14 protein-coding genes are annotated in these 12,339 nt (G+C 70.2%); 6 read left to right on the top strand and 8 right to left on the bottom strand.

Features of this window, described 5'->3' with window-relative positions; translation table 11 throughout:
- Window position 1 precedes the first annotated feature (1 nt).
- Window positions 2-1,258, bottom strand: coding sequence for an MFS transporter (locus AB0E94_RS04955; protein ID WP_360322765.1), 1,257 nt, complete (start codon window positions 1,256-1,258; stop codon window positions 2-4).
- A 29-nt stretch (window positions 1,259-1,287) separates the two neighbouring features.
- Window positions 1,288-1,911: a pyridoxamine 5'-phosphate oxidase gene (gene pdxH / locus AB0E94_RS04950; RefSeq protein WP_360322763.1), complete on the bottom strand. Its 624-nt coding sequence runs from the start codon at window positions 1,909-1,911 to the stop codon at window positions 1,288-1,290.
- Window positions 1,912-2,138: 227 nt separating this feature from the next.
- Between pdxH and AB0E94_RS04945 the strand changes: the two genes are divergently transcribed.
- The 4 genes from AB0E94_RS04945 (at window position 2,139) to thpR (ending at window position 6,094) form a co-directional block, all read left to right on the top strand.
- A complete protein-coding gene (locus tag AB0E94_RS04945; protein WP_360322655.1) occupies window positions 2,139-3,245 on the top strand; it encodes a citrate synthase 2 in 1,107 nt (368 codons plus the stop codon).
- On the top strand, window positions 3,242-4,369 hold the full coding sequence (gene serC, locus AB0E94_RS04940) for a phosphoserine transaminase (protein ID WP_360322653.1): 1,128 nt from the start codon (window positions 3,242-3,244) through the stop codon (window positions 4,367-4,369). The genes AB0E94_RS04945 and serC overlap by 4 nt, the downstream gene beginning before the upstream one ends.
- A 172-nt stretch (window positions 4,370-4,541) precedes the next feature.
- On the top strand, window positions 4,542-5,600 hold the full coding sequence (gene sepH / locus AB0E94_RS04935; RefSeq protein ID WP_360322651.1) for a septation protein SepH: 1,059 nt from the start codon (window positions 4,542-4,544) through the stop codon (window positions 5,598-5,600).
- Window positions 5,597-6,094 (top strand): RNA 2',3'-cyclic phosphodiesterase, encoded by a 498-nt coding sequence (gene thpR, locus AB0E94_RS04930; protein ID WP_360322761.1) that lies wholly within the window; start codon window positions 5,597-5,599, stop codon window positions 6,092-6,094. The genes sepH and thpR overlap by 4 nt, the downstream gene beginning before the upstream one ends.
- Before the next feature lie 33 nt (window positions 6,095-6,127).
- On the opposite strand, the gene AB0E94_RS04925 is transcribed toward thpR, so the two are convergent.
- Window positions 6,128-6,565, bottom strand: a complete 438-nt coding sequence (locus AB0E94_RS04925; protein WP_360322759.1) for a TetR/AcrR family transcriptional regulator C-terminal domain-containing protein — start codon at window positions 6,563-6,565, stop codon at window positions 6,128-6,130.
- 35 nt (window positions 6,566-6,600) lie between these two features.
- Here AB0E94_RS04925 and AB0E94_RS04920 point away from each other — a divergent pair, with 35 nt between their 5' ends.
- Entirely contained in the window at window positions 6,601-6,921 is a 321-nt protein-coding gene (locus AB0E94_RS04920) for a hypothetical protein (protein WP_360322649.1), read from the top strand.
- A 4-nt stretch (window positions 6,922-6,925) separates the two neighbouring features.
- Here the strand turns inward: AB0E94_RS04920 and AB0E94_RS04915 are convergent, their stop codons facing one another.
- The 4 genes from AB0E94_RS04915 to AB0E94_RS04900 form a co-directional block, all read right to left on the bottom strand.
- Entirely contained in the window at window positions 6,926-7,486 is a 561-nt protein-coding gene (locus tag AB0E94_RS04915) for a hypothetical protein (RefSeq protein ID WP_360322647.1), read from the bottom strand.
- Between the two features lie 83 nt (window positions 7,487-7,569).
- A complete protein-coding gene (locus tag AB0E94_RS04910; protein ID WP_360322645.1) occupies window positions 7,570-8,931 on the bottom strand; it encodes an MFS transporter in 1,362 nt (453 codons plus the stop codon).
- 79 nt (window positions 8,932-9,010) lie between these two features.
- Window positions 9,011-9,445, bottom strand: coding sequence for a MarR family transcriptional regulator (locus AB0E94_RS04905; protein WP_093620249.1), 435 nt, complete (start codon window positions 9,443-9,445; stop codon window positions 9,011-9,013).
- 115 nt (window positions 9,446-9,560) lie between these two features.
- A complete protein-coding gene (locus AB0E94_RS04900; protein ID WP_360322643.1) occupies window positions 9,561-11,003 on the bottom strand; it encodes an NCS2 family permease in 1,443 nt (480 codons plus the stop codon).
- 236 nt (window positions 11,004-11,239) lie between these two features.
- On the opposite strand from AB0E94_RS04900, the gene AB0E94_RS04895 reads away from it, so the two are divergent.
- Window positions 11,240-11,455: a DUF2530 domain-containing protein gene (locus tag AB0E94_RS04895; protein WP_360322757.1), complete on the top strand. Its 216-nt coding sequence runs from the start codon at window positions 11,240-11,242 to the stop codon at window positions 11,453-11,455.
- On the opposite strand, the gene AB0E94_RS04890 is transcribed toward AB0E94_RS04895, so the two are convergent.
- The gene (locus AB0E94_RS04890) at window positions 11,452-12,336 is read right to left on the bottom strand and encodes a DUF3027 domain-containing protein (RefSeq protein ID WP_360322755.1); all 885 of its coding nucleotides are present in this window, start codon (window positions 12,334-12,336) and stop codon (window positions 11,452-11,454) included. The genes AB0E94_RS04895 and AB0E94_RS04890 overlap by 4 nt on opposite strands.
- Between the last annotated feature and the right edge of the window lie 3 nt (window positions 12,337-12,339).

Below are 12,339 nucleotides of genomic sequence, written 5' to 3'. Positions count from 1 at the left end.
ACTATCGGTCGTCTCCTTCGCCCCGCTCGGGCCGGTATCGGATGAGCGCGGGCGAGCTGAGCCCGAGCACCACGGCCAGTCCGGCGGCGACCAGACCGCCACCCACCCAGGAGGTGGTCACGCTGGTCAGGTCGGCGGTCGCCCCGGCACGCAGGTCGCCGAGGCGCGGCCCGCCGGCCACCACCACGGTGAACACGCCCTGGAGGCGGCCACGCAGATGGTCCGGCGCGAAGGTCTGCATGATCGTCTGCCGGTAGACCGCGCTGACCAGGTCGGCCATCCCGGCCAGGGCCAGCAGCAGCACCATCAGCCACAGGCTCGTCGCCAGCCCGGACAGCCCGATCGCGAGCCCCCAGACGACCACCGCGGCGATCAGGGCGAGCCCCTGCCGCCGGACCCGGCCGATCCAGCCCGAGGTGAGCCCGCCGATCATCGCGCCGATCGCGATGGCGCTGTACAGCCAGCCGACCGCCGAGCCGCCGCCGAACTGTTCCTGGGCGACCGCCGGGAAGAGCGCCCGGGGCATGGCGAACACCATGGCGACCAGGTCGACCGCGAACGACAACAGCAGCACCGGCTGGGTGACCAGGAACTTCAGCCCGGTCGCGATACCGCGCAGGCCGACGCTCGGCTTCTCGGCCGTGGCCGAGGCGTCCGGGACCACCGGGGCGATGTCCGGAAGCTTCCAGGTCGCCCAGAACGTCACGGTGAACAGCAGGGCGTCCAGCGCATAGGCCACCTCGACGCCGGTGCCCGTCGACCAGATGCCCATGATCACGCCGGCGGCCAGTGGCCCGAGCACCCCGCCGGCCGTGGAAGCCGTGTAGTTGAGCGTGTTCGCGGCCGGGACCAGCGGTTCCGGCACGATCCGGGGGACGATCGCCTGCCGGGCCGGCGAGCTCACCGCGAAACCGCCCGCCTGGATCGCGGTCAGCGCCAGCAGCAGATGCGGGCTGCGCACCCCGGCCACCGCCTGCACCAGCAGCACGACGGTGGTCAACCAGGTGACGACCGAACCGGCCAGCAGCAGTTTGCGGCGATCCACCACGTCGGCCGCGGCACCACCCCACAAACCGAAGATCAGCAGCGGTACGAGACCCGCGACCCCCAGCAACCCGACCCAGGTGGGCGAATCCGTGATGGCGAACATCTGCACCGGCACGGCGACCGCGGTGAACTGGAACCCGAAGTACGACGCCCCGTTGCCGATCCACGTCCGGCGGAACGTCGCCACGCTCAGCGGGCGCGTGTCGATCATCCAGGACCGGTGTTCCCCGGTGCGCTGGCTCAAGGCGCGAGCCTCTCCACGATCCAGTCCGGCCCGTCCCGCCGGAACCGGAGCCGGTCGTGCAACCGGCTGCTGCGACCCTGCCAGAACTCGACGGTGTCCGGCCGCACCCGGAACCCGCCCCAGTGCGGCGGCGCCGGCACCGGCCCCGCCCCGAACCGCTCGGCGGCCGAGGCGATCCCCTCGTCGAGGGCCTCCGGTCCGGGCAGCACCCGCGACTGCGGGCTGGCCCAGGCGCCCAACTGGGAGCCGCGCGGGCGGGACCCGAAGTACTCCTCGGTCTCCGCGCGGCTCACCCGCTCGACCGGTCCGGCCACGATCACCTGGCGTTGCATCGGAAACCAGGGGAAGACCAGGCTCGCGTACGGGTGAATCGCCAACTCCGTACCTTTGCGCGACTCATAGTTCGTGAAAAAGACGAAACCGTCCTCGGCGTACCCCTTGAGAAGGACCGTGCGCGCTGACGGCCGGGCCCCCTCGCCCACCGTGGCCACGATCATCGCGTTGGGTTCCGGCAGGCCGAAGGCCGTCGCGTCGGCGAACCACGCCGCGAATTGGCTGGTCCAGGTGGTTGCCAGGCGGCTCTCGACGAGTGGCGGCCACTCGGTGTAGTCCCGGCGCATCCCGGCTGGTGACGGCGGTTCGGTGGGCACGCCGGCCTCCTTCGCTGACGGCTCGACGCCTCCGGGGATCTTCCAGGGGGCGGAAACGACGGTAAGTCCCCCGCCCGGAAACGTCAGTTGAACCAGGATGGGTGTCATCGAGAGCACAATCGCGACGGGTCGACCGTGCGGTTACCCGGCGGGCAATATGAATCACCCACCGCAGTTCGGTTTCCACAGGGAGTGCCGTGACCGAGTTCAAGCCGGGGCTCGAGGGCGTCATCGCGTTCGAGACCGAGATCGCCGAGCCCTGCCGGGACGGTGGCGCGCTGCGGTATCGCGGCGTCGACATCGAGGATCTGATCGGGCAGGTCTCCTTCGGCAACGTCTGGGGCCTGCTGGTGGACGGCCGATTCGGTCCGGGGCTGCCCCCGGCCGAGCCGTTCCCGGTCCCGGTGCACTCCGGTGACATCCGGGTCGACGTGCAGTCCGCGGTCGCGATGCTGGCGCCCTACTGGGGGCTGTCCCAGATGTTCGACATCAGCGACGAGCAGGCCCGCCGTGACCTGGCCCGGGTGTCGGTGACCGCGCTCTCCTTCGTGGCGCAGGCGGCGCGCGGCCTGGGCCTGCCGGCCGTCCCGCAGAAGGACATCGACAAGGCCGAGACCATCGTGGAGCGGTTCATGCGCCGGTGGCGTGGTGAGCCGGACCCGCGGCACGTCAAAGCCGTCGACGCGTATTTCATCTCGTCCTGCGAGCACGGGCTGAACGCGTCCACCTTCACCGCCCGGATCGTCGCCTCCACCGGGGCGGACGCCGCGGCCTGCATCTCCTCCGGCATCGGCGCGCTCTCCGGCCCGCTGCACGGCGGCGCGCCGACCCGGGTGCTCCAGATGATCGAAGCGGTTGAGCGCAGTGGTGACGCCGAGGCGTTCGTGAAGGACGCGCTCGACAACGGCGAGCGGCTGATGGGTTTCGGGCACCGGGTCTACCGGGCCGAGGACCCGCGGGCCCGGGTGCTGCGCCGGATCGCGAAGGATCTGGGCGCCCCGCGCTACGAGGTGGCCGAGGCGCTGGAGCGGGCCGCGCTGGCTCAGCTGCACGAGCGCAAGCCGGATCAGCATCTGTGGACGAACGTGGAGTTCTGGGCGGCCGTGGTGCTCGACTTCGCCGAGGTCCCGGCGCACATGTTCACGTCGATGTTCACGTGTGCCCGGGTGGCCGGCTGGAGCGCGCACATCCTGGAGCAGAAACGGCTGGGCCGGATTCTGCGCCCGGGTCTCCACTATGTGGGAGCGGAGCCGCGCAAGCCGCAGGAGGTCGAGGGCTGGGATCAGCTCCCGCATAATGTGTGACCGTGACTGACATCCGGATTCCCGACGCGATCAAACCCGTCGACGGACGGTTCGGCTCCGGGCCGAGCAAGGTTCGTCCCGAGGGAGTCGAGGCGCTCTCCGCGGTGTCCCGCACGTTCATGGGCACCTCCCACCGGCAGAAGACGGTGAAGGACCACGTGGCCCGGCTGCGCCGCGGCCTGGGCGAGTTCTTCTCGATCCCGGACGGCTACGAGGTGATCCTGTCCAACGGCGGCACCAGCGCGTTCTGGGAGGTCGCGACGTTCGGCCTGGTCCGGGAGAAGGCCCAGTTCGCCGAGTTCGGCGAGTTCGGCGCCAAGTTCGTGCAGGCCGTCACCGACGCGCCGTTCCTGGCCGAGCCGACCGTGCACCGCGCACCGGGTGGCCAGGCGTCGTACCTGACCGCCGAAGCAGGTGTCGACGTCTACGCCACCGTGCAGAACGAGACTTCGACGGGTGTGGCCGTCCCGGTCCGCCGGGTCGAGGGCGCCGACCCGGGCGCGCTGCTGCTCACCGACGCCACCTCCGGCGGCGGCAGCCTCGACGTCGACGTCCGTGAGACCGATGTCTACTACCTGGCCCCGCAGAAGGCGCTCGGCTCGGACGGCGGGATCTGGCTGGCCCTGATGTCGCCGGCGGCGATCGAGCGGGCGTTCGCGATCAAGGCGACGAAGCGGTACATCCCGCAGTTCCTCGATCTGGTGACCGCCATCGAGCAGTCCCGGCTGGAGCAGACGTACAACACGCCGGCGCTCGCCACCATCTTCCTCGCCGCCGAGCAGGTCGACTGGATGAACGCGCAGGGTGGCCTGTCCTGGGCGGTCAAGCGCAGTGCGGAGAGCGCGGCGGCGGTCTACGGCTGGGCTGAGCGCTCGTCGTTCGCCGAGCCGTTCGTCACCGACCCGGCGCTGCGGTCGGCCGCGGTGGCGACCATCGACTTCGCCGAGGGCATCGACGCGGCCCAGATCGCCAGGGTGCTGCGGGCGAACGACGTCGTCGACACCGAGCCGTACCGCAAACTGGGCCGTAACCAGCTGCGGGTGGCTCTCTACCCGACAGTCGACCCGTCCGATGTGACGGCCCTCACCACCTGCATCGACTACGTCGTGGAGCGGCTCAGCTAGCCCGATTCACGCGCCACGCCGTCTTCACCACGAAGATCATCTTCGCTGGTCAGCATCTCGACGGCGTGGCTTACCCCCATTGGGTGACCAAGGCGCGTACCGTGTTCCGAAACGCGCCCGGGTGGATGACTCTCGGGATGTCCAGGCCAACGCGACGGGACGGAGGCAACGCATGCGGCCGGTACGCTTCGTCGCCCTTTCCGAGGACGGTCAGGCTCTGGTGCTCGCCGATGAGGTCGGCCGGCTCCTGGCTCTCCCCATCGACGACCGGATCTCGGGTGCGCTTCACGAGGGCCCGGTGGCCCCGGGCAGCGTGGTCGCGGTCCTTGCGTCCGACGCCAACACGCCCAGCCTGTCACCGCGTGACATCCAGGCCCGCATCCGCTCCGGCGAGTCCGCGGAGGATGTGGCCCGCATCGCGGGTGTGCCGGTCGACCGGGTGCTCCGCTATGCCGGCCCGGTGCTCCAGGAGCGCGCCATGCTGGCGCAGCACGCCCGCCGCACCCGGCTGAAGACGTCCGACTCCGGTCAGCCGCTGGCCGAGGTGGTGGACAGCCGGCTCGCGCAGCACGGCATCGACACCGAGAAGATCTCGTGGGATGCGTTCCGTCGCGACGACGGCACCTGGCGCATCGTGGCGACCTGGCCGTCCGGCAAGGCCACCGCGCAGGCCATCTGGGACCTCGACAAGGGCCGTCAGGTGGTCTCCCCGCACGACGACATGGCGCAGTATCTGTGCGCCGAGCGGCCCACCCAGATCCTCGGCCAGGAGCCCGCGCCCGAGCGTGGCGGCCACGGCCTGCCCGGCCCGGCCCGCAGCACCGAGCCGACCCGTGGTGGCCACGGCCTGCCCAGCGCCGACCCGGCCGCCGCTCGCTCGACCCGCGACTCGATCCGGGCCAGCCGCGACGCCCTGCTCGCCTCGCTGGACCGTCCGCTGGAGGGTTCGTCCGGCCGCAGCCTGGAGGCGCCGGCCCGGCGTCCGGTCGCCGGCGGCGCCGCGGCCCTGCTCGGCGGTGGTTCCGGTTCGGCCTTCGACGACGACGCCGACCTGCCCAAGGAGGTGCCGGCCGTGCCGTCGCTCGCGGTGCTGCGCCCGCGCCGCACGGTGGGTCAGGCCAACAGCCAGAGCAGTCCCGAGGCCGAGGAGAGCAACAAGCCCCGCAAGCGGCTCCCCAGCTGGGATGATGTGTTGTTCGGCGGCGGCCCGGCGGCTCGCGAGTCCTCCTGAGCCGGCTCTTCGTCGCGCTCTTCCCCTCTGCGGAGGCCGTCGATCACCTGCGCCGGCATCTGCCGTCCTCGGCTGCCCGCCGCCCGGAGAAGTGGCACGTCACGCTGGCCTTCCTCGGTGACGTACCCGACCCCGACATCCCGTCGGTCGCCGCCGCTCTGGCCGACGTGCCGCCGCCCGGGCCGATCAGTCTGCGGCTGGCGGGTTCGGGCACTTTCGGGCAGGTGATCTGGGCCGGTGTGCACGGCTCGCTCGAGCAGCTGGCGGCCTTCCGGGAGGACATCCGGGTCGCGCTGGCCGACGCCGGTTTCCCAATCGACGCGCGCCCGTTTCGTCCGCATTTCACGATCTCCTACCGTCACGACCGCCGCCTGGCCGCCATCCTTGACGCCTACGCCGGCCCATCCTGGACAGCGAACGAATTCGCCCTGATGAACAGCGTCGAAGGCGACTATCGGCCGGTCTGGGCAAGATCCCTTTCCGGTACGCCGTAAGCCCTCCACAACCGCAACGACCCGGGTGCTACCTCATCGGCTGGCTTCGGCTCGGATGCCGTTCAGGAGCAGGTGTAGGCCGTAGTCGAACTGTTCGGCTGAGCCGACCACCGGGAGCGTGTCAGCGGGCAGGCCGGTGCCGGGTAGGCCGGCCAGCGCCACCGTGACCTGGTGCCAGCGTTCGTCGCGCGCTCCCGCGTTCACCGACATGGCGAGGGCGGCTGCCACGTACGCGATGAGGGTCTGCATGGTCTGGACCACCGCCGAGGGTGACAGGCCCGCATCGGTGAGGGAGGCGGTGACGCCGGAGGCGAGGCGTAGCCCGTTGGGGCCGAGCGGCGGGCGAGCCGCGATGTGGCCCGCGATTCCCGGATGCCGCAGCGCCGCCGCACGGATCGCGCCGAGGATGCCGCTGAGGCGCTGCGCCCAGGGGGTTTCCGGACCGGGGTCGGTGACGTCGGTGAGTGCCAGGTCGGCGACCGTTGCGACTCCTTCTGGTGGGCCGCGTGACCGCGGCCGTGTTGAGCCTCAGCACCTTCGTCTTCCTGTTCCTGCACGACTCCTGGCGTGCCGACAACCTCTTCCTCGTCCCCGACCTGATCCTCTGCGCGGCCCTGCTGGCCGGGGCGGTGCTGCCGGCCCGGGCCGCGCTCGTCGCCCTGCCGGTCGGGCTCGCCTACACGACGGGTGTGCTCACCGCGTCGGCGTTCTCCTACGTGGCACGGGGCGAGATCGGCGTGCCGAGCATGGTCGGTGCGGTCGTCTCCGCGGTGATGGCGGCGCTCCTGGCCCACCGGCCCGCGTCGGTCCGGCCACGGCCCGCCTGACCGGTCAGAGCGCCGGGCCCGCCTCGTGGCGCACGACCAGGCCGGCCGCCTCCAGCAGGGTCTCGACCCGGACCCGCTCGAAGTCGAGCTCCACACCGTCCAGCCCGTGCAGGAACTCACGGATGCCTAGGCACCGGCAGGCCAGCCGCAATCGGGTGTCGTAGGCGGTCATCACCGCCGCGCGATAGACCTCGCCGTGCGGGCCGGAGCGGCGTTGAAGGTCGAGACGACGCAGGTCGTACGCGATCTGCTCGATCGGCGGCATCCGGAGCGCCGCCAGGCGTGAGGCGAGGTCCCATCCGCGCATGGTGCGGTCCAGACGGCGGTGGGCGCGGTCGTCGCGGCCGCGGGGTCCCCGGTCGACGCGGCGGCGGTATCGCCGGACCACGCGCCGACCGGATGCTCGCTCACGGTGATGTTCGTCACGCAACTCGCTGCGTCCGCGGCGGGTGAACAGGCGGCGCAGGTCACCGGCCCCGCCAGTGATCAGGATGGTCGCGGCGCATGGCAGGATGAGCAGCGCCGACAGCGCCGCCGACAGCACAGCAATGTGCGCGATCGCCACGGTTCGACGCTAGGCGCTGACCAGGCAGGTGGGAATACCCGTTCGGTGGAGCCGGTCGTGCCAACATCACGGTAGGTGCGGATTCAGACGCCGACCCCCGAACCAGACCTGACGAGCGGTTCGGCATGTACCCGGGGCGAGGGCCGCGACGAATCCGGGAGCTCGGCGCGTTCCGATGGCGAAACGGTCTCGGAGGACGGGGCGATCTCCAGCCGCACCCACGGCCGGGACCGGACCGAGAACCGGATCCGGTCCCCGCTGACCCGCAACTGCCAAATCAGCGCGCCGACCGCGGCCACGAAACTGACCAGCCCGGCCGCCCAGATGCTCGACGCCACTCCGAACCGCTCGCCCCACCAGCCGGACAGCGACGCCCCGATCGGCGTGGTGCCCAGGAAGACCAGCACGTAGAGCGACATCACCCGCCCGCGGAACTCGGCGTCGACACCCATCTGCACCCGGTGGTTGCAGCCCTGCGCGAGATAGATCGAGAAGAACCCGGTCGGCACGAGCAGCAGTGCGGCGGTCACGAAGTTCGGCGCGAACCCGACCGCGAACTCGAAGACCCCGAAAGCAAGAGCGGCACCGATGACGAGGTACGGCCCGGGGCGCGCCCGACGCCGGGTGCCGGCCAGCGCCCCGCCCAGCGAACCGATCGCCAGACACGTGGTGAGCAGGCCGAACGTGGACGGTCCGGCACCGAAGTCGATCTTCGCGAGGGCGGCCAGGGTGACCGGGAAGTTGAACCCGATCATGCCGATCACGGCCATCATGCAGATCGGCAGCAGCAGATCGTGACGGCCTCCGACGTACCGCAGGCCGTCGATGACCCGGGCGCTGCCGCGATCCTTGCGCTCGGCCCGGTAGAGGTCTTCCGGACGCATCCGCAGGTAGGTGAAGACCGGCGCGATCGCCAGCGCGGTGGAGATCAGGAACACGCCGGGCGTGGAGAGCAGCGCGAGCAGCACACCGGCGAGGGCCGGGCCGCTGATCCGGGCCACGTTGAAGGTGGCCGCGGAGAGCGCCAGCGCGTTCGGGAGCAGGTGCAACTCGACCAGTTCGGAGACGAACGACTGCCGGACCGGGGTCTCCACGGCGTTGGCGATGCCGAGGAACAGCGCGGCGACGAACACGTGCCAGAGCTCGACCACCCCGGCCGCGACCAGCACCGCGAAGACGATGGCGAAGAACGCGAAGGCGGCGTTCGCCGCGATCAGCAGCTTGCGCTTGTCGTAACGGTCGGCCAGGCGGCCGCTCCAGAGGGTCAGGAGCATCACGGGTACGAATTGGAGCGCCGTCACCACACCGAGGGCGCCCGGGGAGTTGTCGGAGAGTTCGAGCACCAGCCAGTCCTGGGCGGTGAACATCATCCACACACCGATGAGCTTCACCATCTGCCCGGCGGTGAAGAGCCGGTAGTTCTTGACCTGTAGGGATCGGAACATGGCGTTCAGAGCGGCCGCCCCCTAATTTCGTCGTACGCGTCAACCACACACGTGACGAAGCGGAACGACCAGGGGCTTCTCAGCCGCGGGCGACTCGCTGCATGATCTCAGCGGCCTGCGCCAGGGTTTCCCGTTCCTCCGGGGTGAGCCGCTCCAACTCGGCGGCCAACCACTCGTTGCGGGCCCGCTCGTGCAACGCGTAGACCGCCCGGCCCTCGTCGGTGGCGGCCAGGATCACCTGGCGCCCGTCGGTCGGATGCGGTGTGCGCGCCACGAGCCCGCGCTCCTCCAGCTTCCCCACGATCTTGGTCATCGTCGGGGGCTGGACCCGCTCCACGTCGGCGAGCTCACGAGGAGTCAGCGCACCGGCCAGTTGGAGGCTGGTCAGCGCGGAGAGCTGACTGAACGTCAGGTCACCGACCGGGCGGGCCTGCCGGACTCGCCGGCTGAACCGGATGATCGCGTCCCGCAGCGTTTTGGCCAGCGTGTCCGCTGTCGTGCGCTCCGTCGTCATCACCCGCTCCGTCACAGTCCTTAGCCTAGCTAATGAGCATGGCTAACGACATCTGTTGACCCATATGACAGCCGTCACCGGGCCTGATGGAGCACCCGGTGACGGCGTTGAAACCTCAGAGGATCCAGGATTCCAGGGGACCCCGGGCGAAGTACAGCACGAACAGCGCGGCGATGCCGTACATCAGCGGGTGGATTTCGCGCGCCTTGCCGGTGAACACCTTCAGGACCACGTACGTGATGATCCCGGCGCCGATTCCGTTGGAGATCGAGTAGGTGAACGGCATCAGCGTGACGGTGAGGAACGCCGGCACCGCGATCGTGTAGTCCGACCAGTCGATCTGGCGAACCGTGGTAATCATCAGGAAGCCGACCACGACCAGAGCGGTCGACGCCGCCTCGAACGGCACCACCTTCACCAGCGGCGCGAAGAACATCGCCACCAGAAACAGCGCGCCCGTCACGAGGCTGGCCACACCGGTCCGGGCGCCCTCGCCGACACCCGAGGCGCTCTCCACGTACGACGTGTTGCTGGAGACGCTGGCCGCGCCGCCGGCCGCCGCCGCGATCGAGTCGACGAGCAGGATCTCCTTGGTACGCGGCGGCATGCCCTCCTCGTCGAGCAGCTCACCCTCCTGGCCGACCGCGACCATCGTGCCCATCGTGTCGAAGAAGTCGGTCACCAGCAGCGTGAAGACGAACATCAACACGACCAGCGGGCCGGCCGTGCTCCACGAGTCGAGCACGTTGAACTTGCCGATGAGCGACAGGTCAGGCGTGTCGATGATCTGGTCCGGCAGCGCCGGCACGTTCAGCGACCAGCCACCCGGCTTGAGGAAGGCCGGGCCCAGGTTCGCGATCGCCTCCACGATGATCGCCAGCACGGTGGTGCCCAGGATGCCGATCAGGATGGCGCCCTTGACCTTGCGGACGAACAGCACCAGCGTGAACAGCAGACCGATCACGAAGACGAAGGTCGGCCAGGTCACCAGCTTGCCGCCGAGGCCCAGCTCGACCGGGACGGTGGTGCCGGCGGCGTCCGGGATGCGGTGCACGAACCCGGCGTCGACCAGACCGATGATCATCAGGAACAGGCCGATGCCGACGCCGATCGCGGTCTTGAGCTGAGTCGGAACGGCCTTGAAGACGGCCGTCCGGAGCCCGGTCAGCACCAGGATCAGGATCAGCACACCCTCGATGACGATCAGGCCCATCGCGTCGGCCCAGGTCATCTCGGGCGCGATCTCGTACGCCACCAGCGCGTTGACACCGAGGCCGGCGGCCAGCGCCAGCGGGAAGCGGCCCACCACGCCCATCAGGATCGTGATCACACCGGCGACCAGCGCGGTCCCGGCGGCGAGAGCGGTGATCGGGAGCTTCTGACCGTCGGCGTCGATGCCACCGGCCAGGATCAGGGGGTTCAGGACCACGATGTAGGCCATCGTGAAGAACGTGACGACGCCGCCACGGATCTCCCGGCTCAACGTCGAGCCGCGCTTGGTTATCTCGAAGAACCGGTCGAAACCGGACGCGGAGGCCGCTTCGGTATCAGCAGACATGGGACCTTCCGAAAGATGGCGCAGGGGTGAACGCGCGCATGCTTTCAGATGCAACTACCTCCGCAAAAGCAGAGTGATGTTACAACTCTCACGCGCTGCTCCGATGCGATCCGTAATGGTCGTACCCTGTCGGAGTGAGTGAGTTGTCTCCCGCCACGCAAACCGGCGAAACCCTGCCGCCGGTCCTCGCCGTGGTGACCGGGACGAAACCGAGGCCCGAACCGTTGGATCCACCCATGGTCCCGTTCGCGCTCGCCGGTGTCGCCGCCTTCGCCGTCGCATCCCTGATCACCTGGCTGGGTGACGCGCCACAGTCCTGGGTGCAGATCAGCGTCGCCGGCCTGGTGTGGGGCATCCCGGGCACGCTGACCATGGTGCTGCACGACCGCCGCCGCGCCCGGCGCCGGGCGCTGACCCACCCGGATTTCCAGGTGGTGGAGGAGAAACCCTAGCTGTGGCCGTAATCCTCGGCCGGGTCACCCGACTCGACCGAGCCGTGGCCACGGCTGACCGCCACCGTCTCGACCTCACTGTCGTCGTAGACCGTGGGCAGCTCGTCGACCGGCTGCTCGGCCGCGCTCAGCAGCGCCTCCGAGTGCGCGCCACAACCGTGGTCGGCGCTGACCGCCCGGCCGTCGTCGGGCGCGTAGAGGTTGCCGCAGACACCGAACATGGTCCGCAGCGAGCCGGCCAGCGGCAGGTAGAACCCGCAGGTGCCGCAGCGGGCGTTGCGCGGGGCGGCGGACGAGATCGGCGCCTCCGGGCCGGAGTCGCCGTCATACCACCGCTGGGCCGTCTCCATCCGGCCCTCCTGGGACATCACCCGGGACCGGCCGAGACCCAGCTCCCACGACACCTCCTCGACAGCGGCGTCGTCACTGAGCACATAGCCCGGGGTGAGCCGGTCGTCGTCGGGGGCGGTCGGCATCAGGTCGCCGACACCGAGGTCGCCCGGCTGCACCCGCTCGTTCCACGGCACCCAGCCGGGGGCGAGCAGAGCATCCGGACCGGGCAGCAGCACGGTCTCGCAGACCGTCACGTGGCGGCTGCGCGGCACCCGGGTCACCGTGACGGCCCACCGCCAGCCGCGGTAACCGTCGAGATGACTCTCGAAGAAATGGGTAACCACACGGTCGCCTTCGGCGATCGCTTCGAGGTGCTCGCCGATGTCGGTGGGGTCCACTTCGGTGATGGCACCACGGGCCACCCCGACAGCATCGGCACAGACCTGGTCGAGTCGGGCGGCGCGGGAGGTGGTCCTGGAGGTCACCCGCCCATTGTTGCCTACCGAACCGGGTGACCCGCAACGACTCCCCAGATAGCCGGGCGTCAGAGG

The sequence above is a fragment of the Actinoplanes sp. NPDC026670 genome, assembly GCF_040638175.1.
Classification (GTDB): domain Bacteria; phylum Actinomycetota; class Actinomycetes; order Mycobacteriales; family Micromonosporaceae; genus Actinoplanes.
Note: the sequence above shows the minus strand (reverse complement) of the source record. Positions and strands in the feature narration are given on the sequence as shown.

What these genes read in the sequence shown, in the direction of transcription:
- AB0E94_RS04955 (WP_360322765.1), bottom strand. Translation starts at nt 1,258, where the DNA reads ATGATCGACACGCGCCCGCTGAGCGTGGCGACGTTCCGCCGGACGTGG.
- AB0E94_RS04910 (WP_360322645.1), bottom strand. Translation starts at nt 8,931, where the DNA reads ATGTTCCGATCCCTACAGGTCAAGAACTACCGGCTCTTCACCGCCGGG.
- pdxH (WP_360322763.1), bottom strand. Translation starts at nt 1,911, where the DNA reads ATGCGCCGGGACTACACCGAGTGGCCGCCACTCGTCGAGAGCCGCCTG.
- AB0E94_RS04905 (WP_093620249.1), bottom strand. Translation starts at nt 9,445, where the DNA reads ATGACGACGGAGCGCACGACAGCGGACACGCTGGCCAAAACGCTGCGG.
- AB0E94_RS04900 (WP_360322643.1), bottom strand. Translation starts at nt 11,003, where the DNA reads ATGTCTGCTGATACCGAAGCGGCCTCCGCGTCCGGTTTCGACCGGTTC.
- sepH (WP_360322651.1), top strand. Translation starts at nt 4,542, where the DNA reads ATGCGGCCGGTACGCTTCGTCGCCCTTTCCGAGGACGGTCAGGCTCTG.
- AB0E94_RS04895 (WP_360322757.1), top strand. Translation starts at nt 11,240, where the DNA reads ATGGTCCCGTTCGCGCTCGCCGGTGTCGCCGCCTTCGCCGTCGCATCC.